15 protein-coding genes and 1 pseudogene are annotated in these 19649 nt (G+C 63.3%); 6 read left to right on the forward strand and 10 right to left on the reverse strand.

Going from position 1 to position 19649, the window contains the following annotated elements; genetic code table 11:
- Positions 1–28 precede the first annotated feature (28 nt).
- The 5 genes from atpA to EOC83_RS13305 form a co-directional block, all read right to left on the reverse strand.
- The gene (gene atpA, locus EOC83_RS13285) at positions 29–1558 is read right to left on the reverse strand and encodes a F0F1 ATP synthase subunit alpha (RefSeq protein ID WP_013529036.1); all 1530 of its coding nucleotides are present in this window, start codon (positions 1556–1558) and stop codon (positions 29–31) included.
- Positions 1558–2118 carry a F0F1 ATP synthase subunit delta gene (locus EOC83_RS13290; RefSeq protein ID WP_013529035.1) on the reverse strand — a complete coding sequence of 187 codons (561 nt, stop codon included), beginning with the start codon at positions 2116–2118 and terminating at the stop codon, positions 1558–1560. Before EOC83_RS13290 ends, atpA begins: the two co-directional genes overlap by 1 nt.
- Before the next feature lie 246 nt (positions 2119–2364).
- Positions 2365–2760 (reverse strand): DUF4345 family protein, encoded by a 396-nt coding sequence (locus EOC83_RS13295; RefSeq protein WP_013529034.1) that lies wholly within the window; start codon positions 2758–2760, stop codon positions 2365–2367.
- A 95-nt stretch (positions 2761–2855) separates the two neighbouring features.
- Positions 2856–3551 (reverse strand): aspartate/glutamate racemase family protein, encoded by a 696-nt coding sequence (locus tag EOC83_RS13300; RefSeq protein ID WP_063169453.1) that lies wholly within the window; start codon positions 3549–3551, stop codon positions 2856–2858.
- A 54-nt stretch (positions 3552–3605) separates the two neighbouring features.
- Positions 3606–5789: a primosomal protein N' gene (locus EOC83_RS13305; protein ID WP_063169454.1), complete on the reverse strand. Its 2184-nt coding sequence runs from the start codon at positions 5787–5789 to the stop codon at positions 3606–3608.
- A 90-nt stretch (positions 5790–5879) separates the two neighbouring features.
- Here EOC83_RS13305 and fsa point away from each other — a divergent pair, with 90 nt between their 5' ends.
- Positions 5880–6536 (forward strand): fructose-6-phosphate aldolase, encoded by a 657-nt coding sequence (gene fsa, locus EOC83_RS13310; protein WP_024504222.1) that lies wholly within the window; start codon positions 5880–5882, stop codon positions 6534–6536.
- 345 nt (positions 6537–6881) lie between these two features.
- Complete coding sequence (locus EOC83_RS13315) at positions 6882–7265, forward strand: hypothetical protein (protein ID WP_127218570.1); 384 nt, start codon at positions 6882–6884, stop codon at positions 7263–7265.
- A gap of 103 nt (positions 7266–7368) precedes the next feature.
- Here EOC83_RS13315 and EOC83_RS13320 read toward each other — a convergent pair whose 3' ends face one another.
- From EOC83_RS13320 to leuS, 3 genes are all read right to left on the reverse strand, one after another.
- On the reverse strand, positions 7369–10050 hold the full coding sequence (locus EOC83_RS13320; RefSeq protein WP_063169455.1) for a DNA translocase FtsK: 2682 nt from the start codon (positions 10048–10050) through the stop codon (positions 7369–7371).
- Positions 10051–10351: 301 nt separating this feature from the next.
- Positions 10352–10930 (reverse strand): LPS assembly lipoprotein LptE, encoded by a 579-nt coding sequence (gene lptE, locus EOC83_RS13325; protein ID WP_013529029.1) that lies wholly within the window; start codon positions 10928–10930, stop codon positions 10352–10354.
- Positions 10917–13541 carry a leucine--tRNA ligase gene (gene leuS, locus EOC83_RS13330; RefSeq protein ID WP_127325943.1) on the reverse strand — a complete coding sequence of 875 codons (2625 nt, stop codon included), beginning with the start codon at positions 13539–13541 and terminating at the stop codon, positions 10917–10919. Before leuS ends, lptE begins: the two co-directional genes overlap by 14 nt.
- A gap of 155 nt (positions 13542–13696) precedes the next feature.
- Here leuS and EOC83_RS13335 point away from each other — a divergent pair, with 155 nt between their 5' ends.
- Positions 13697–14359 carry a YggS family pyridoxal phosphate-dependent enzyme gene (locus EOC83_RS13335; protein ID WP_027163466.1) on the forward strand — a complete coding sequence of 221 codons (663 nt, stop codon included), beginning with the start codon at positions 13697–13699 and terminating at the stop codon, positions 14357–14359.
- A 110-nt stretch (positions 14360–14469) separates the two neighbouring features.
- Entirely contained in the window at positions 14470–15519 is a 1050-nt protein-coding gene (locus EOC83_RS13340) for an aldo/keto reductase (RefSeq protein WP_063169457.1), read from the forward strand.
- A gap of 44 nt (positions 15520–15563) precedes the next feature.
- On the opposite strand, the gene EOC83_RS13345 is transcribed toward EOC83_RS13340, so the two are convergent.
- Positions 15564–16472 carry a LysR substrate-binding domain-containing protein gene (locus EOC83_RS13345; RefSeq protein WP_063169458.1) on the reverse strand — a complete coding sequence of 303 codons (909 nt, stop codon included), beginning with the start codon at positions 16470–16472 and terminating at the stop codon, positions 15564–15566.
- Between the two features lie 119 nt (positions 16473–16591).
- On the opposite strand from EOC83_RS13345, the pseudogene EOC83_RS13350 reads away from it, so the two are divergent.
- Positions 16592–17772 (forward strand): annotated as a pseudogene (locus EOC83_RS13350) (MFS transporter).
- A 53-nt stretch (positions 17773–17825) separates the two neighbouring features.
- A complete protein-coding gene (locus EOC83_RS13355) occupies positions 17826–18860 on the forward strand; it encodes an aldo/keto reductase (protein WP_063169459.1) in 1035 nt (344 codons plus the stop codon).
- A gap of 242 nt (positions 18861–19102) precedes the next feature.
- Here the strand turns inward: EOC83_RS13355 and EOC83_RS13365 are convergent, their stop codons facing one another.
- Complete coding sequence (locus tag EOC83_RS13365; protein WP_013529022.1) at positions 19103–19375, reverse strand: usg protein; 273 nt, start codon at positions 19373–19375, stop codon at positions 19103–19105.
- Between the last annotated feature and the right edge of the window lie 274 nt (positions 19376–19649).

A 19649-nucleotide genomic window follows, 5' to 3' on the forward strand; every position in this document is an offset into this window, starting at 1 on the left:
CAAACCTGATCCCGTCTTGTCGCTTCGCTCAGGCGAAGGTCTTGGCGAAAGCGTCGATCTCGGCCTTCAGCTTGGCGCGCAGATCGTCCGACAGTGCCTTTTCCTTGCGGATGGCGTCGAGAACGTCCTTGCCGGCCGCACGCATGTGGCTGAGCAGGCCATGCTCGAACTTGCCGACCTGGTTGACCGGCAGCTTGTCGAGATAACCGTTGACGCCGGCGAAGATCACCGCGACCTGCTCTTCCGTCTTCAGCGGCGAGAACTGCGGCTGCTTCAGGAGTTCGGTCAGGCGCGATCCGCGGTTGAGCAGGCGCTGCGTGGCAGCGTCGAGATCCGAGCCGAACTGCGCGAAGGCCGCCATTTCGCGGTACTGCGCGAGCTCGCCCTTGATCGAGCCGGCAACCTGCTTCATCGCCTTGATCTGCGCGGCCGAGCCGACGCGCGACACCGATAGACCGACGTTCACCGCAGGACGGATGCCCTGGAAGAACAGGTTGGTTTCGAGGAAGATCTGGCCGTCGGTGATCGAGATCACGTTGGTCGGGATGTAGGCCGACACGTCGTTGGCCTGCGTCTCGATGATCGGCAGAGCGGTCAGCGACCCGCCGCCCAGATCGTCGTTGAGCTTGGCGGCGCGCTCGAGCAGGCGCGAGTGCAGGTAGAACACGTCGCCCGGATAGGCTTCGCGGCCCGGCGGGCGGCGCAGCAGCAGCGACATCTGGCGATAGGCGACGGCCTGCTTCGACAGATCGTCATAGCTGATCAGCGCGTGCATGCCGTTGTCGCGGAAATATTCACCCATGGTGCAGCCGGCGAACGGCGCCAGGAACTGCATCGGCGCCGGGTCGGAAGCGGTGGCGGCGATGATGATCGAGTATTCGAGCGCGCCGCGCTCTTCCAGCACCTTGACGAACTGCGCGACGGTCGAGCGCTTCTGGCCGACGGCGACGTAGACGCAGTAGAGCTTTTCCTTCTCGGGGCCGTTGTCGTGCACCGACTTCTGGTTGAGCATCGTGTCGAGGATGATGGCGGTCTTGCCGGTCTGGCGATCGCCGATGACCAGCTCGCGCTGGCCGCGGCCGACCGGGATCAGCGCATCGATGGCCTTGAGGCCGGTCGACATCGGCTCGTTCACCGATTTGCGCGGAATGATGCCGGGCGCCTTGACGTCGACGCGCTTGCGCTCGACTGCCTTGATCGGACCCTTGCCATCGATCGGATTGCCGAGCGCATCGACGACGCGGCCGAGCAGGCCTGGGCCGACGGGAACGTCGACGATGGCGCCGGTGCGCTTGACGATGTCGCCTTCCTTGATGTCGCGGTCGGCGCCGAAGATGACGACGCCGACATTGTCGGCTTCGAGGTTGAGCGCCATGCCGCGGATGCCGCCGGGGAATTCGACCATCTCGCCGGCCTGGACATTGTCGAGGCCGTAGACACGAGCGATACCGTCACCGACGGACAGCACCTGTCCAACTTCGGAGACCTCGGCCTCCTTGCCGAAATTCTTGATCTGGTCTTTCAGAATTGCGGAAATTTCCGCGGCGCGGATGTCCATCAGCCGACCTCTTTCAGTGCAAGCTTGAGCGAATTGAGTTTGGTTTTGAGCGACGTATCGATCTGGCGCGAGCCCATCTTGACCACCAGCCCGCCGAGCAGCGACGGATCGACGGTGACGGAGATAGCCACGTCCTTGCCGGCAACGCTCTTCAGCGCCGCCTTGAGTTCGGTCTGCTGGACAGCCGTCAGCGCGTGAGCCGACGTCACTTCAGCAGCGGTCTCGCCACGGTGTTCGGCTGATATCTGGCGGAACGCCCTGATCATGCCGGGAATGGCGAACAGCCGGCGGTTGCGGGCGACGACGCGCAGGAAATTTCCGGTGAGGCCGGTGATCCCGGCCTTGTCGGCGATCGCCGCGATGGCCTTCGCCTGGTCCTCGCTGGAGAACACCGGGCTGTTGATCAGCCGGGTGAGATCAGCGCTGCCCGCGAGCATGATTTCGAAACTGTTGAGGTCGGCTTCGACCTTGGCCACGGAATTTGCCTGCAGGGCGAGTTCGAACAGCGAACCCGCATAGCGTTCTGCGACACCTGAGATTGGCGATGACGATTGAGCCACGGACCGTCTTTTCTCTTGTCTGACAGGCCGTAGATTGTTGGCGCGAGCAAAAACTCTGGCTAAATCTTTGACCTTACTGCATTTTTTCGAGCACGGAGGCGCGGCTTCCGCTATCCCCGGCCGAAAGTCGATTGCCGTCTAGCACAGGCATTTTAAGACCGCAATGCGTCGTTCCGCATGGTTTTCAGGCACTATTGTCGCATCCGGCGAAAGTCGCCCGTCTTCGATCGCGGAATACCCAATGATTCAGGGCAGAAAGCCGAAGGCGAAGGCGAGCGGCAACGCCGCCAGGACCAATTCCAGCACAATGGAAACCCAATTGAAAGGCGTGTTGGCGCCATCAGACATCATCGACAGCAGCCGGCCGAAGGCAGTGAACAGCCAGGAGAAGCCAAGCGCCATGTAGATCAGCGGCTGCGCCAGCAGGATACAGCACAGGCCGACACCCAGATAAAAGCCCGACATCCTGCCGCGCCCCTCGGCGATCGCCGCAGCCTTCTCTGGCTTGACCTGCAGGCGCAGGGCACGAAAGGCGAGACCCGGCGCCAGGAAGAACAAAAGCCCGAGCAGCACCGTGAAGACGGCGCTCGACCAAGCCAGCCATTCGCCCTGGCTCGTCGGCCATGGAAGCGCAAAATCCATCTTGTCCCCTCGAGATGCCTGTTTTGAAATTCCGGGCATTCTAACGGAGGAAAGCCCCCGCGCCAGATGGGTCCAGGTACTTTAGGCAGCGCGCATCAACCGAGCGCGAATTCCACAGCCGCCTCGACATGGATGCGCGTCGTGTCGAAGACCGGGATGTCGAAATCCTGCTGGCCGATGAGCATGGTGATCTCGGTGCAGCCCATGATGACGCTGTCGGCCGCCTCTTCGCGGCGCAGGCGTTCGGTCTCGGCGATATAGGCCGCCTTTGAAGTCTCCTTGACCATGCCCTGGCACAACTCGTCGTAGATGACGCGATGGACCATGTCGCGCCCGGCCGCATCCGGCACCACGGGGTCCAAGCCAAATCTGTCAGCGAGCCGGCCCTTGTAGAAATCCTGCTCCATGGTGAAGCGCGTCGCCAGCAGCGCCGGACGCTGCATTCCGGCACGCTTGACCGCCACTGCGGTGGCATCGGCGATGTGGATCAGCGGGATCGACACCGACGCCTGCACCTGATCGGCCAGTTTGTGCATGGTGTTGGTGCACAAAAGCAGACCTTCCGCGCCGCCGGCCTCAAGCTTGCGCGCCGCTTCTACGAGGAGCACGCCGGCACCGTCCCAGTCGCCGTGATGCTGCCGCTCGGCGATTTCGGCAAAGTCGAACGACCACAGAAGCAGTTTCGCGGAATGCAGCCCACCCAGCCGTTCGCGCACGATCTCGTTGAGCAGGCGATAGTAGATGGCGGTCGATTCCCAGCTCATGCCGCCGAGCAGGCCAAGGGTCTTCATATGAGTTTCCACATCTCGCTGGCTTGCGGGCAACCTATCGCTGAAAGCGCAACCTTACAAAAAACTCTGCGGGTCGACGTCGACCTGCACCCGGACCGAGCCGCGTTGCTTCGGCCCGTTGGCCAGCATGGCCCTGATAAAACCTTGCATGTCGGCGCGCCGTTCGCCCTGGATCAGCAGGCGGAAGCGGTGGCGGCCGCCGAGCAGGGACAGCGGCGCCTCGGCTGGACCCAGCACGAACAGATCTGACGCCTCGGGTGCTGCGCGGCGCAGGCCGCGTGCATGGCCCTCGGCTTCCGCTCGCGTCACCGCGCTGACGATGACGCCGGCGAGCCGGCCGAAGGGCGGCAGGGCGGCCCGTTCGCGCTCGGCAATCTCGCGCTCGTAAAAAGCCTCGGCGTCGCCGGAGACGATCGCCCGCATCACCGGATGGTCGGGCTGGAAGGTCTGCAGCAGTCCAAGGCTCTTCTTGCCGGTGCGGCCGGCGCGGCCTGTCACCTGGCTGAGCAACTGGAATGTGCGTTCGGCGGCGCGTGGATCGCCGTTGGCAAGGCCGAGATCGGCATCGACGACGCCGACCAGGGTCATATTAGGGAAATTGTGGCCCTTGGCGACGAGCTGCGTGCCGATGACGATATCGGCCTCGCCGTCGGCGATCGCCTCCAGCTCCAGCCGCAGCCGCCGCACGCCGCCCATCAGGTCTGACGACAAGACGATGGTGCGCGCGTCGGGGAAATGCGTCACGACCTCTTCGGCGATGCGCTCGACACCCGGTCCGCAGGCGACCAGATGATCGAGCGTGCCGCATTCCGGGCAGGCTTCGGGGCGGCGCTCATTGTGCCCGCAATGATGGCAGACCAGTTGCCCGCGAAACCGGTGCTCGACCAGCCAGGCCGAGCAGACCGGGCAGCCGAAACGATGGCCGCAGACCCGGCACAGGGTCAGCGGCGCATAGCCGCGCCGGTTGAGGAACAGCAGCGACTGCTCCTTCCTCTCCAGCGTCTGGCGCATCTGGTCGAGCAGCACCGGCGACAGGAAACCGCCACGCGCCGGCGGCGCACGCCGCATGTCGACCGCCTTCAGATGCGGAAGCGCCGCCTCGGCGAAGCGAGCGGAAAGCACCGCCCTGTTATATTTACCTTGGCTGGCATTGACCCGGCTTTCGACCGACGGCGTCGCCGACGCCAGCACCACGGGGAAGCTGCCGATATGGCCGCGCACCACCGCCATGTCGCGCGCATTGTAGAAGACGCGGTCCTCCTGCTTGTAGGCAGGGTCGTGCTCCTCGTCGACGACGATAAGGCCGAGCTCCTTGAACGGCAGGAACAGCGCCGAGCGCGCGCCGGCGACGACCCGCACGCCGCCCTCCGCCACTTGCCGCCAAACCCGCTCGCGCATCCGCGGCGGCAGGTCGGAATGCCATTCGCCCGGCTTGGCGCCGAAGCGCTGCTGGAAGCGCTCGAGAAAGGCATGCGTCAGCGCGATTTCCGGCAGCAGGATCAGCACCTGCCTGCCCTGGTCGAGCGCAGCCGCCACAGCCTCGAAATAGACCTCGGTCTTACCGGATCCGGTGACGCCGTCGAGCAGCGCGACGTTGAACACGCCGGCTGCGACATTGGCGCGCAGCATCTGCGCCGCGGCGCCCTGGTCCGGCATCAGTTCCGGAATAGCGTAGCCGGGATCGGGCGCGGCCACCACCGGGCGCGGCGGGATCATCACGGTCTCGAACACGCCTTGCGCCCTCAGGCCGTCGATCACCGTCGAGGACACGCCGGCGGCGTGAGCGAGGCCGGAGCGCGTCCAGGCAAGGCCGCCTTCGGCCGTCTCCAGCACGCGCTGCCTGGCGCCCGTCATCCGGTCAGGTGCGAGAAGCGTGCGCTGCAACCCCTCGATCCACGGTTCGGGGTCGAAAGCCTCCGGCGCCCTGAGCAGCATGCGCGCCACCATGCCGGGCGGCGATAGCGTGTACTGCGCCACCCAGTCGACGAAACGGCGCATCGCGCGGTCGATCGGCGGGCAGTCGAAGACCTGTTCGATAGGACGCAGCTTTTTCGCGTCGACCTTCTCGACCGCGCCATCCCAGACGATGCCGGCGACCTGGCGCGGCCCGAGCGGCACACGCACGATCGAGCCCGGCACCACGCGCATGCCGGCCGGCACGGCGTAGGTGTAGGGGCGTTCGGCGGGCATCGGCACCAGCACCGGTGCGGCTGCGACAAAGGGCGAATCTTCGATCATGAGGCGTGACCTTGCCCTGACTTTGGTCTAGATCAAAGGCCGACCCCAAATGTGCATGACATGCACATGAAAATCTTCAGGAGACCCGCCATGAAATTTTTTGTCGACACCGCCGACGTCAAGGATATCCGTGAGCTGAACGATCTGGGGCTGCTCGACGGCGTCACCACCAATCCGTCGCTGATCCTCAAATCCGGCGGCAAGATCGCCGAGGTCACCAAACAGATTTGCGACATCGTCAAGGGTCCGGTTTCGGCTGAAGTCACCGCCACCGAATATTCCGAGATGATGCAGCAGGCCAAGGTTCTGGCCAAGATCGCCGACAATGTCTGCATCAAAGTGCCGCTGACGCTGGACGGTCTCAAGGCTTGCAAGACGATCCGCACCGAGATGAACCGCCTGGTCAACGTCACCCTGTGCTTTTCGGCCAACCAGGCGCTGCTGGCGGCCAAGGCCGGCGCCTCGTTCATCTCGCCCTTCGTCGGCCGCATCGACGACATCGGCATCGACGGCATGGAGCTGATCCAGGAAATCCGGCAGATCTATGATAATTACGATTTCCAGACCGAGATCCTCGTCGCCTCGGTGCGCACCGTGAACCACGTCAAGCAGGCGGCACTCATCGGCGCCGATGTCGTGACCGCGCCGCCGGCGACCCTGAAGGCCCTGGTCAACCATCCGCTGACCGACAAGGGCCTCGCCGCCTTCCTCGCCGACTGGGCCAAGACCGGCCAATCGATTGGCTGAGATGGCGATCGGCTGAAGCCAATGCGCTTGCAGTGAAAAAAGACCGGGCAACCGGTCTTTTTTATGTGCTGCGGGTGGGGTGACTTTCCATGTCTTTGTTTTTGGGTGCCTTGCACTAGCTCTTTTGGCTTTACTGCATCGCAGCATTGCATCCAGCTGAAATCGAGAGCGACAAGTTCAAAACAGGATATTTGATCGAGTTCACCAGATCGACACGCTGCTGAAGCATACCCTGGATATCACGCTAGAGAGATGCCCTTCGACGAACTTAAAAAACGATGACTTGGTCGAACCCTTTGTAAAGGTGCTGGCTGTAGCTTCGATGTTTTAGCTACTGGGTCGAACATGAGCCTTCTAATCTCAATCGCCTTTTCTGTTCTTGCATCAATAGGACTCGCTTTCGCAAAGGCATTTTCAATCTACGGCCTCATTCGGGACAAACGTTATTCGTGGGTGAGTTTCATAGTGATTTCGGTCGTGTGGCTTGGCGCAACGGTGCTGAGTGCCAACCGGACGTGTGGTCAATGGGGGTGTAGCTGGGGCCTTCACTTCGGTTGGATTCTTGCCCTGTTGCCTCAAGGCTTCGTGACGAATGTTGCGTTAGGTGAGAAGCTATTTGTGATTGCGTTGCTTACATATTTGGGACTGTGCATCTATTTCTTCGGGCATGTCATTGGCTGGTTATCCTATGTGGTCGTCAGCATTGGAAAGGCCGTCACTAACCGCTAGTGTAGATGCTTAAGGTTTAGGCTGGGATAGGTGATGGAATTCACGAGCTTGACCCGCAGCTGAAGCATCCCCTGAAGCATGATCCCATAACGGCCGGGGTCGCTCAGTCCGCGCCGTCATCCTCAGGCACGGTCGCCGGCTGGCGCCGGCCCATGATGATTTCGCGTTTGCCAACATGGTTGGGTGCGCCGACCAATCCTTCCTTTTCCATACGCTCGACCAGGGATGCGGCGCGGTTGTAGCCGATGCCGAGGCGGCGCTGGATGTAGGAGGTCGAACACTTCTTGTCGCGCACCACCACCTTGACCGCCTCGTCGTAGATCGCATCGCTGTCTTCGGCTGCAACCGATCCCTTGTCGAAGACCGCGCCCTGGTCCTCGTCGATTTCTTCCTCATCCTCGTCGGCGGTCACGGTTTCCAGATATTCAGGCCGGCCCTGCGCCTTGAGATGCGCCACGACGTGCTCTACCTCCGCGTCGGAGACAAACGGCCCATGCACGCGCGAAATGCGCCCGCCACCCATCATGTGCAGCATGTCGCCCTGGCCGAGCAGCTGCTCGGCGCCCTGCTCGCCCAGGATGGTGCGGCTGTCGATCTTCGACGTCACCTGGAAGGAAATCCGGGTCGGGAAATTGGCCTTGATCGTGCCCGTGATGACGTCGACCGAGGGACGCTGCGTTGCCATGATCAGGTGGATGCCGGCAGCACGCGCCATCTGCGCCAAACGCTGGATGGCGCCTTCGATCTCCTTGCCGGCGACCATCATCAGGTCGGCCATCTCGTCGACGATGACGACGATGTAGGGCATCGGCGCCAGGTCTACTTCCTGCTGTTCGAAAAGCGGTTCGCCGGTGCCCTTTTCGAAGCCGGTCTGCACCGTCATGACGACGGTTTCGCCCTTGTCGCGGGCTTGGGCGGCGCGCTCGTTGTAGCCGTCGATGTTGCGCACACCGAGCCGCGCCATCTTGCGATACCGGTCCTCCATTTCGCGCACCGCCCATTTGAGCGCCGTGACGGCTTTCTTGGGATCCGTGACGACGGGCGTCAGAAGATGCGGGATGCCGTCATAGACAGAGAGTTCGAGCATTTTGGGATCGACCATGATCAGCCGGCATTCTTCCGGCTTCAGCCGATAGAGCAACGACAGGATCATGGTGTTGATGGCGACCGACTTGCCGGAGCCGGTGGTTCCGGCCACGAGCAGATGCGGCATCTTCGCCAGCTCGGCGATGACCGGCTCACCCCCGATCGTCTTGCCGAGACACAGCGCCAGCTTGCAGCTTGTCTTGCGGAAGCCCTCGGATTCGATCAGTTCCCGGAAATAGACGGTTTCGCGCATCTCGTTCGGAAGCTCGATGCCGATGACGTTGCGGCCGGGCACGACGGCGACGCGCGCCGAAATCGCCGACATGGAGCGGGCGATATCGTCGGCAAGCCCGATGACGCGAGAAGATTTGACGCCCGGCGCCGGCTCGAATTCATAGAGCGTGACGACCGGGCCGGGACGAACATGAATGATCTCGCCACGCACGCCGAAGTCTTCGAGCACGCTTTCCAGCAGATCCGCGTTCTGCTCGAGCCGCTCCTGCGACATGTAGAAGCCTTGTCCCTCCGGTGGCTGCTGCAACAGCTCTTCCGAGGGAAGCTCATAGGGATCGCCCGCGGTTGACAGCACGACCTTTCCAGCCCCAGGCAAGCGTGCAGAGCGGGCGCCAACGGCCTTGGCAGGGACGTTCGCACTTGGCGCGGCCGGCGCGGAAACGGCGACGCTTTTGGCGGCTGGAATTGCGACAGGCTGGACCGGCGACGGCGCATTGCTCGCCGGCACGTCAGGTTGGGCGACGGCCTGGTTCGAATTGGCCGGCCAAACATCCGGCAACGGCTTCAAGGCCTGGCCCGGCAGGCAGTCGATGACACGAAACAAGGCGGTGGCATCGGTCCCTGTCGTCGGACGGATGTCGATCGGCATAGTGGTGACTGGCGCTGCGGCGAGCGGCGCAGGCGACGCTGAACCGGTTTGCCGGGCCGGCGGCGAAACGTCGACCAGATAGGGTGCCATAGCCTCGAAGAAGGCATGATCCGAAAGATAGGGCCAGCGCAGCCTTTCGGTTTTGATCGGGGCGCCCGGAGCAACGGACGCACGCGCGGATGCCCGTCTCGTTGCGACCGTCCTCGGCGGCACCGGCGCAACGGCTGGCACCCTCTCCCTGGCGCGCACGGACGGGACAAAAGCAGCAGCCGGCGGCAGTGGCCCTTGCGTGGCGTGCCCGGTCTGCGGCTGGGAGGCAGGGCTTTTCACCGACGCCGGCAATGCCAGGAGCGAGGGCGCGGAGGACGCCCTGCCGACCATGGGTTGCGCAACGGCTTGCTGTGCCGGGCGCGTCGCGCCGTGTTCGACGACACGCTCGTGCTGCGGATGATGCTTCCTGGCCTCATAATCCGGCGTGCGTGTAAAACGCACGTTGGGTGCAAGGAAGAAATATTCCTGCCAGGCAGGGCTCTCGATATCGCCGATTTTCGAAGGCGTGTCGTCCGAGCCACTCCGCGGCTCCATATAGGGCCGCTTGTTGCCGCCGAGATCGACCATAGGCGCGGAATAGCCGGCCTGGCGTGTGGCGGGCTGCCGACCGTCCGGCTCCTTGCGAGCCATACGATCAAGGGCGCCTGCGGCGGAAGAACTTCGCTGATCACCCCTGTCGCCGATGCTCTCGAAGCGCTTCCCCTCGGGATCATCAGGCGGTGCGGCCGTCGACAAATTGACCCGGGAAAAACGCTTGGCTTCCATTCTCAAGACTCACTCTGAAATGTCTGCCGAGCAATAGGGAGCGAGTGGTTAACAGTTGCTTCCCGGATGGGTCGCCTACGATCCTGAGCGCCAAAATCTTCGCGAGCGACGCGGCACGATCGTCGCCTCGCCGCACCCACCGCGGTGGCGCGATCTACTCGCTGTGCCATAGCAGGCCGATGGGTCTCTTCGGCCAATCTCTGTTCAGAATCTGGCTCTGTTCGGGAATCTGGTCATGATCCCACGATCATCCCGTCATGCCTGGGGCGCCAGACCGTTTTCGTGAAGCAGATGAGGTGCGCTAGCCGGTCTTGCCGTGCCGGACAAGGTCCTGGGCAATGGACAGCTGCAGCGCTTCCGCCAACTCTCGCGCCGCGCGATTCTCGGCGTCGATCTGCGCCCGGTATGCGGCGAATTCCTGACGCGGCCTGTCGAAGGACGAGGTGATCGAACGCTTGCCGGATGCGATCACCACGCCGGTCTTCGCATCGGCCAGCGTATAGCTGCCGGTCAGCGTCACGGAACCGGCGGTCGGCTCGTCTTCGTCGGTTCCGACCTGCACAAGTGCCGCGGACTCGACCGCTTCGGTCACGCCGAGATTGAGCGAATAGGCCGGCGAGGCCGGCTCGCCGGCGCCTCGTCCAAACCCGAAAATGAGATTGTTGCGCACCTGTTGGCCGTAACGCGTATTGACCGGCTTGATGCCGATCAACGCCAGTTCGGCACTGGCACTGGCCTGCGAACCCGACAGTGGCGCGCTCGAATAGAGCGGCCGCACCGTGCAGGCCGAGACAAGCGCGAGCGAACCTATCAGGCCGGCAAGCGCCATGCGGCGCAGCAAATGGCTCAACTCTGTCTTTTCCCGATCAGGCAACGACATTGACGATCCTCTGCGGCACGATGATCACCTTGCGCGGAGCCTTCCCTTCGAGTGCTTTCTGCACGAAGTCGAGAGCCAATACCGCTTTTTCGACCGCACCTTGGTCCGCGTCGCGGGCAATTGTCAAATCCCCCCGCTTCTTGCCGTTGACCTGTACCGGATAGGTGACTTCGTTGTCGACGACCAGCGCCGGATCGAAGACCGGCCAAGGCCGTTCGGCAACGAGATCGGTGCCGCCGAGCGTTGCCCAGCACTCCTCGGCCAGATGCGGCATGACCGGCGCGATCAGATGCACGAGAATCTCCACCGCCTGCCGGCAGGCGCCTTTCAGCGCTGCATCGGCCTTGCCTTCTGCCACCTCGTTAAGCGGCGTGGTCAGCGCGTTGGCCAGTTCGTAGATGCGGGCGATGGCGCGGTTGAAAGCGAGCTTCTCGATATCCTCTCCGACCGCCTTGAGTATCTTGTGCGCGGCCTTGGAAACCACCGCGGCCTCGCCGCTGCTGGCCGCCACGGGCTTGATGCCGGCCAGTGTTTCGGCCGCCGTCGACACCAGGCGCCAGATGCGCTGGATGAAGCGATGCGCGCCGGCGGCGCCATCGTCGGTCCACTCGACATCGCGCTCGGGAGGCGAATCCGACAGCATGAACCAGCGCGCCGTATCGGCGCCGTAGCCATCGGTGATGTCTTCCGGGCTCACAGTGTTCTTCTTCGACTTCGACATCTTTTCCAGCGGGCCGATGGAGACGGTCTCGCCGGTGGCGATCTCGATGGCGCTGCGCTTGCCGTCAACGTCGTCCAGCCGAACTTCGGTGGGCGCCAGCCAGCGGCCGTTCGATGCCGAGCCAACACGATAGGTTTCGTGCACCACCATGCCTTGCGTGAACAGGCCCTTGAACGGCTCGGCCAGATCGACATGGCCGGCCTCGCGCATGGCGCGGGTGAAGAAGCGCGAATAGAGCAGATGCAGGATCGCGTGCTCGATCCCGCCAATATACTGGTCGACCGGCAGCCATTCGTTGGCCGCCTTGGGATCGGTCGGTTCATGTGCCCACGGCGCGGTGAAGCGGGCAAAATACCACGACGAGTCGACGAACGTGTCCATCGTGTCGGTTTCGCGCCGCGCATCCCTGCCGCATTGCGGACATTTCACATGCCGCCATGTCGGATGACGGTCGAGCGGATTGCCCGGGCGGTCGAAATCGACATCGTCGGGCAGCTTCACCGGCAGGTCCGCCTTCGGCACCGGCACCACGCCGCAAGCCTCGCAATGGATCATCGGGATAGGGCAGCCCCAGTAGCGCTGGCGCGAAATGCCCCAATCGCGCAGACGGAAATTCACCTTGCGCTCGGCCATCGGCCGGTTGCCGATCGTCTTCTGCTCCAGCAGTTTGGCGACTTCGTCGAAAGCCTGATCCGGCTTCAAGCCGTTGAGAAAGCGCGAATTGATCATCACGCCGTCATCGACATAGGCTTCATCGATGATCTGGAACGTCGCCGGATTCTCGCCTTCCGGCATCACCACCGGAATCACCGGCAGGCCGTATTTGTTGGCGAAGTCGAGGTCGCGCTGGTCGCCGGACGGGCAGCCGAAAATGGCGCCGGTGCCGTATTCCATCAGCACGAAATTGGCGACATAGACAGGCAGCGTCCAGTTGTCGTCAAACGGATGGACGACGCGGAGGCCGGTGTCAAAACCCTTCTTCTCAGCTGTCTCCAGCGCCGCCACCGAGGTGCCCATATGGCCGATATCCTCGATGAACTTCGCCAGTGCCGGATTGTGCGCAGCGGCCTTCTTGGCCAACGGATGATCGGCGGCGACAGCCATGAAGGAAGCGCCGAAGATGGTGTCGGGCCTTGTCGTATAGACTTCCAACTCATGCTCGCCATCGGAGGCGTCGGCCAGAGGCCAACGGATCAGCAGGCCTTCCGAGCGGCCGATCCAGTTCTGCTGCATCAGCTTCACTTTTTCCGGCCATTCGTCGAGGCCTTCGAGCGAATCCAGCAGATCCTGGGCGAAGTCGGTGATCTTGAAGAACCACTGCGTCAGTTCGCGCTGTTCGACCAGCGCGCCCGAGCGCCAGCCGCGCCCGTCGATGACCTGCTCGTTGGCAAGCACCGTCATGTCCTCCGGATCCCAGTTGACCTTGGAGGATTTGCGCGTCACCAGCCCCTTCTCGACAAAGTCGAGGAACAGCATCTGCTGGCGGTGGTAGTAATCGACGTCGCAGGTGGCGAATTTGCGCGCCCAGTCCAGCGACAGCCCCATGACCTTGAGCTGCTCGCGCATGGTGGCGATGTTCTGGTAGGTCCACTCCTTGGGGTGGACCTTATTCTGCATCGCCGCGTTTTCGGCCGGCATGCCGAAGGCGTCCCAGCCCATCGGGTGCAGCACGTTGAAGCCCTTGGCCCGCTTGTAGCGCGCCACCACGTCGCCCATCGTGTAATTGCGGGTATGACCGATATGGATGCGCCCCGACGGATAGGGGAACATCTCCAGCACGTAGTATTTCGGGCGCGGATCGTCATTGTGCGCTTCGAACAGCTTCTTGGCGTCCCAGGCCTTCTGCCATTTGGGCTCTGACGCGCGCGGATTGTATCGTTCGGTTGCCATGGGACGTTTTTCACTTAAAAGCATGCGCGAACTGCGGGCGATGGCTCGGCAGTTCAGGGAATGTGGTCCGGGTGTTCACCATGGTTTGGCAAACCCGTCAACCATATGGGTACCGCGTCTGACAAAAACGCCGGTCAAAACAGCAGGATTTGCATATGGGTGACGCCGTTCAGCAATTTTTCGCGGTCAAGGCGAAGATCGCCGCCGCCGAACGCGAGGCCGGCCGCGAAGCCGGCGCCGTGATCCTGGTCGCGGTCTCAAAGACCTTTGATGCCGCCGACATCGGCCCGGTCATCGAAGCCGGCCAGCGCGTCTTCGGCGAGAACCGGGTGCAGGAGGCGCAAGCCAAATGGCCTGATCTGAAGGACGCATTTCCCGACATCGAACTGCATCTGATCGGCCCGCTGCAATCCAACAAGGCTAGGGAAGCGGTAGCACTGTTCGACGTCATCGAGACGGTCGATCGCGAGAAGATCGCCGCCGAACTCGCCAAGGAGATCGCCAAACAGGGCCGCGCGCCAAAACTCTATGTCCAGGTCAACACCGGCTCCGAGCCGCAGAAGGCCGGCATCGAGCCCCGCGACGCCGTGGCCTTCGTCGCCCGCTGCCGCGACGTGCACGGCCTCGCCATCGAAGGCCTGATGTGCATCCCGCCGGCCGACGAGAATCCCGGTCCGCATTTTGCGCTGTTGGAGAAGCTTAGCAAGGAAGCCGACGTCGCCAAACTCTCAATGGGCATGTCCGGCGACTACGAAACAGCAATCGCCTTCGGCGCCACCAGCGTCCGCGTCGGTTCGGCGATCTTCGGCACTCGCTGAGACGCAACGGCCTTTGGGCCAATCCGACAGGCTCGTTGCTCCAGGACTGGAAACGAAACGTACCGTTCCTATTTGCTTTGGGTCGTCACAAACTCTCTGGAGCCGCCACCATGCGCTACAACCAGCTTGGAAATACGGGGATGTTCGTCTCCGAACTGTGCCTCGGCACCATGACCTTCGGCGCCGCCGGCCAGAATGCCCAATGGGGCCTGATCGCCAGCCTCGACCAGAAGGGCGTCAACGAGATCGTTGCCCATTCGCTTGCCGCCGGCGTCAATTTCTTCGATTCGGCCGACGTCTACTCCTTTGGCGAATCCGAACGGTTGCTCGGCCAGTCGCTCAGGGATCTCAAGGTCAACAGGCAGAATGTGGTCATCGCCACCAAGGCGCATGGCGCCATGGGTGAAGGCCCCAACCAGCGCGGCTCGTCACGCGGCCACATCATGGATTCGGTCGATGCCAGCTTGGAGCGGTTGCAACTCGACCATATCGATCTCTATCAGTTGCACGGCACCGACACCGTGACGCCGATCGACGAAACGCTGCGGGCGCTCGACGATCTCGTTGCCAGCGGTAAGGTCCGCTATGTCGGCGTCTCCAACTGGGCGGCATGGCGCATCGCCAAGGCGCTCGGCATCGCCGAGCGCAAGGGTTTCGCCCGTTTCGAGACCGTGCAGTCCTATTATTCGATCGCCGGCCGCGATCTCGAGCGCGAAATCGTGCCGCTGCTCAATGAGGAGAAGCTCGGCCTGATGGTGTGGTCGCCGATGGCCGGTGGCCTGCTCTCCGGCAAATATGGCCCCGGCGCACCCGGCAATGGCGAAGGCCGCCGCGCGTCCTTCAACTTCCCGCCGGTCAATGAGGACCGCGCCTGGGCGGCCGTTGCCGTCATGCGCGACATAGCCAAAAAACATGATGTGAGCGTCGCCACGGTGGCGCTCGGCTATGTCCTGGCCAAGCCCTTCGTGATGAGCGTCATCATCGGCGCCAGCCGCATGGAGCAGCTGGAGCAGAACCTTGCCGCCACTGAGGTGAAGCTCGACACCGACGATCTGGTTCGTCTCGACGAGGTCAGCGCCCTGCCGTCCGAATATCCAGGCTGGATGCTGGAGCGCCAGGCAGCGGGCCGCCGTCCGGCGGCGTTCACGCCGAAAGCATAAATACAGCCCACGCTGACATCTCGGGAGCCGTGGCTCCGGAGATGTCAGGTCAGCCGGACGCTCTCGCCCAGAAAATCGAGAAAGGCGCGCACCCGCGCCGGCAGATGCCGGCCCTGGCCGACATAGACGGCGTGGGTCGGCTCCTCGTCACCCGGATTGAATGCCTCCAGCAGCGGCGCCAGTCTGCCGGCCGCTATGTCTTCCGCCACATGCCAGCGCGCCAGCCGGGCGATGCCCGCGCCCGCCAGTGCCATGAGCCGCATCGCCTCACCATCGCTGACCAGCGTGTTGCCGGTGATCGGAATCATGATGACGCGGCCTTCCGCGTCGAGGAACGGCCAGCCATCGAGGTGCCTGACGAAGCCGAAGCCCATGCGGTTGTGTTTGTCGAGATCGGCTGGCGTCAGCGGTATGCCGTGCGTCTCGAGGTAAGAAGGTGCTGCAACAACGACCACCGGGCTTTGCCCGAGCTTGCGCGCCACCAGCCGTGACTCACTCAATGGCCCGGCACGGATGGCAACATCGGCGCGCTCCGCCATCAGGTCGACGACGCTGTCGGTCAGCACCAGATCGACCGAAATCTCGGGGTAGCGTTCCAGGAACCGAGGCAGAAGCGGGACCAGCCGATGCACCCCGAAGGGCACGTAGCTGTTAATGCGCACACGTCCGCGCGGTGAAGCACCGGCCGCTGCCTCCTGCTCGGCTGCCGCCATGTCGGCAAGGATGCGCAGGCCGCTCTCGTAGAATGCTGTGCCTTCCGGCGTCAGTTGCAGCTTTCGCGTCGAGCGGCTGACCAGCCGCGCGCCAAGCCGGGCCTCCAGCCGCGCGATCAGCTTGCTCACCGCCGACGGCGTCATGCGCAACGCGCGTGCCGCGGAGGAGAAACTGCCTTCCTCGACGACGCGCACGAACACTTCGATCTCGCCGGAGCGATTGATGTCGGGCCTGGCCATTTATGAATCTATTTCACAGAAAATATGCCCAAGGCAAGTCTGGTTCACAATGCAGGGAAGCACGATCTCAGGGGTCGGGGCGCGGGACGGCGCTCTTCGCATCGAAGTGGAAAACCGCCATGCCTCTTGCTCTCTACGCCCTCGCCGCCGGTGCCTTCGGCATCGGCGTCACCGAATTCGTCATTATGGGTTTGCTGCTCGATGTCAGCAAGGATCTCGGCGTTTCGATCTCGGCTGCCGGCCAGCTCATTTCGGGCTATGCGCTTGGCGTCGTCATCGGCGCGCCGTTGCTGACCATCGCCACCGGCAACTGGCCGCGCAAGACCGTGCTTCTGGCGCTGATGGCGATCTTCACGCTCGGCAATCTCGCCTGCGCGTTGGCGCCCGACTACTGGACGCTGATGGGCGCCCGCATCATCACCGCCTTTGCCCACGGCACTTTCTTCGGCGTCGGCTCGGTGGTCGCCACCGGCTTGGTCGCGCCCAACAGACAAGCCTCGGCGATCGCGCTGATGTTCACCGGCCTGACCATCGCCAACATCCTCGGCGTGCCCTTCGGCACATGGCTCGGCCAGGCCTTCGGCTGGCGCGCGACCTTCTGGGCCGTGACAGTGGTCGGTGTGGCCGCCTTCGCCGTCATCCTGGCTCTGGTGCCACGCAGCCGGACGGCGCCCGAAAAGAGCGACCTGCGCGCCGATCTCGCCGTTTTGCGCCGCACCCCCGTCCTGCTCGGCCTCGCCACCACCGTGCTCGGCTATGCCGGCGTCTTCGCCGTCTTCACTTATATCGCTCCGTTGCTGACCGAGATAAGCGGCTTCAAGGAAGCAGCCGTGTCGCCGATCCTGCTCGTCTTCGGCGGCGGTCTCATCGCCGGCAATTTGCTTGGCGGCAAGGTCGCCGACCGCTGGCTTGGCCGTCCGTGCTGGGCAGCCTCGTGGTGCTGGCCCTGGTGCTCGCAACGATGACCTTCGCCATCCACAGCCAGGTGATGGCCGTCATCTATGTCGGCCTGCTCGGTGCCGCCGCCTTTGCTACCGTGGCGCCGCTGCAGATGTGGGTGCTGGACAAGGCGCAAGGTGCCGGCCAGAGCCTCGCCTCGTCCTTCAACATCGCCGCTTTCAATCTCGGCAACGCCGCAGGCGCCTGGCTTGGCGGCGCGGTGATTGCCCACGGCCTTGGTCTGGGTTCCCTCACCTGGGTCGCCGCCCTGCTGCCGCTCACGGCACTCGGCGTGGCGGGCCTGGCGCTGCGTCTCGATCGCACCCCGGCGCTCGGCGCACCTGCCTCCATCCGCTCGTGACTACCCTCGGCAAACCCGCTTCCGACACCCTTCATACCACCAGGAGTAAAAAGATGGATTATCGACGTCTCGGTGCATCGGGCTTGAAAGTGCCCGCACTCTCCTTCGGCGCGGGAACCTTTGGCGGTTCCGGCCCGCTGTTCGGCGCCTGGGGCAACAGCGACGCCAGGGAAGCGCGGCGGCTGATCGACATCTGCCTGGAGGCCGGTGTCAATTTGTTCGACACGGCCGACGTCTATTCGAACGGCGCTTCTGAACAGGTGCTTGGCGACGCGATAAAAGGCCGCCGCGATGCCGTGCTGATCTCGACCAAGACCGCGCTGCCGATGGGCGATGGGCCGGGCGATTACGGCTCGTCACGTTCGCGGCTGATCAGATCCGTGGATGATGCGCTGAGGCGCCTCGGCACCGACTACATCGACCTTTTGCAGCTACACGCCTTCGATGCCGGCACGCCGATCGAGGAGGTGCTGTCGACGCTGGACAACCTGATCCGTGCCGGCAAGCTGCGCTATGTCGGCGTCTCCAACTTCTCCGGATGGCAAGTGATGAAGTCGTTGGCGCAAGCCGACAGCCAAGGCTATCCGCGCTATGTCGCCCATCAGGTCTACTATTCGCTGGTCGGCCGCGACTATGAGTGGGAGCTGATGCCGCTCGGCCTCGACCAGGGCGTCGGTGCATTGGTGTGGAGCCCGCTTGGCTGGGGCCGCCTGACCGGCAAGATCCGCCGTGGCCAGTCCCTACCGGAAAAGAGCCGGCTGCACGACACGGCAAGCTTCGGTCCGCCGGTCGAGGACGAGCATCTCTATCGAGTGATGGATGCCCTCGATGTCGTGGCCGAGGAAACCGGCAAGACCGTGCCGCAGATCGCCATCAACTGGCTGCTGCAGCGCCCGACCGTATCGTCGGTCATCATCGGCGCCCGCAACGAGGAGCAGTTGCGCCAGAACCTCGGCGCCGTCGGCTGGACCTTGACGCCGGGGCAGATAAGGCAGCTCGACGCGGCAAGCGAAGTCACCGCGCCCTACCCGTACTTCCCGTATCGGCGGCAGGAAGGCTTTGCCCGGTTGAACCCGCCGGTGGTTTGAGCGCATCGGGCCGTCATGGCGCAAGGTTCGCGGGCCAGCGCCCCCCTCTGGCCTGCCGGCCATCTCCCCCTCAAGGGGGGAGATCGGATGTCGCGGCGACTTTCGCCAATCGCAGGCGTAACAAGGGGCGGCGTTGTCGGTGGAGCTGCCAATCTGCCCACTTGAGGGGGAGATGTCCGGCAGGACAGAGGGGGGCGTCGTAGAACGCCGACCTCAAGAAGCCGTTGCTGCGAAACTTGCCCCTAGTGCAGCACAAACTCCCCATCCACCTTGCGCCATTCATTCGGCGCGATCAGCTTCTGGTGGGTGTAGCTGATCGAATGCAGCGGCCCGTCCAGCTTGGCCTTCCAGAATTCGATGAACTTGATCAGCACCGGAAACTTCGGCGCGAGATCGTAGTCCTGCCAGATGAAGCTCTGCAGCAGATGCGGGTGATCGGGAAAGTGATAAAGAATCTTGGCAGTGGTCAAGCCATAGCCTTTGAGCATCAGGTCCATTTCGGCATGGTCGCGCATGACGGTCCCCAGGTTGATTCGCCTGTCCTCCCACGGCTGATTGTGCGCGCCGCTGATTAACCGTCTATTGATTTTTTCTTCATCTGAACCGGCTTTAGCTTGCGAAAACATGCGGTTAGCAGCGCACCTCTTCGAGTGCTGACAGCCCTGGAGAAGCTCCCTGCGGCATCCCGCCGCGCGAATCCAACGTCTAATGTTGCCGTAACGGCGGAACTGGTAATAATGCCGCCGAATTCGCGGCCGTGTCGCCGCGATCCCGCCGGCATTTCAAGCC

Source organism: Mesorhizobium sp. Primo-A (assembly GCF_003997175.1).
Classification (GTDB): domain Bacteria; phylum Pseudomonadota; class Alphaproteobacteria; order Rhizobiales; family Rhizobiaceae; genus Mesorhizobium; species Mesorhizobium ciceri.

Coding starts and splice junctions, on each gene's coding strand:
- atpA (WP_013529036.1), bottom strand. CDS start 1,558: ATGGACATCCGCGCCGCGGAAATTTCCGCAATTCTGAAAGACCAGATC.
- EOC83_RS13295 (WP_013529034.1), bottom strand. CDS start 2,760: ATGGATTTTGCGCTTCCATGGCCGACGAGCCAGGGCGAATGGCTGGCT.
- EOC83_RS13300 (WP_063169453.1), bottom strand. CDS start 3,551: ATGAAGACCCTTGGCCTGCTCGGCGGCATGAGCTGGGAATCGACCGCC.
- EOC83_RS13305 (WP_063169454.1), bottom strand. CDS start 5,789: ATGATCGAAGATTCGCCCTTTGTCGCAGCCGCACCGGTGCTGGTGCCG.
- fsa (WP_024504222.1), top strand. CDS start 5,880: ATGAAATTTTTTGTCGACACCGCCGACGTCAAGGATATCCGTGAGCTG.
- EOC83_RS13315 (WP_127218570.1), top strand. CDS start 6,882: ATGAGCCTTCTAATCTCAATCGCCTTTTCTGTTCTTGCATCAATAGGA.
- EOC83_RS13320 (WP_063169455.1), bottom strand. CDS start 10,050: ATGGAAGCCAAGCGTTTTTCCCGGGTCAATTTGTCGACGGCCGCACCG.
- lptE (WP_013529029.1), bottom strand. CDS start 10,930: ATGTCGTTGCCTGATCGGGAAAAGACAGAGTTGAGCCATTTGCTGCGC.
- leuS (WP_127325943.1), bottom strand. CDS start 13,541: ATGGCAACCGAACGATACAATCCGCGCGCGTCAGAGCCCAAATGGCAG.
- EOC83_RS13335 (WP_027163466.1), top strand. CDS start 13,697: ATGGGTGACGCCGTTCAGCAATTTTTCGCGGTCAAGGCGAAGATCGCC.
- EOC83_RS13340 (WP_063169457.1), top strand. CDS start 14,470: ATGCGCTACAACCAGCTTGGAAATACGGGGATGTTCGTCTCCGAACTG.
- EOC83_RS13345 (WP_063169458.1), bottom strand. CDS start 16,472: ATGGCCAGGCCCGACATCAATCGCTCCGGCGAGATCGAAGTGTTCGTG.
- EOC83_RS13355 (WP_063169459.1), top strand. CDS start 17,826: ATGGATTATCGACGTCTCGGTGCATCGGGCTTGAAAGTGCCCGCACTC.
- EOC83_RS13365 (WP_013529022.1), bottom strand. CDS start 19,375: ATGCGCGACCATGCCGAAATGGACCTGATGCTCAAAGGCTATGGCTTG.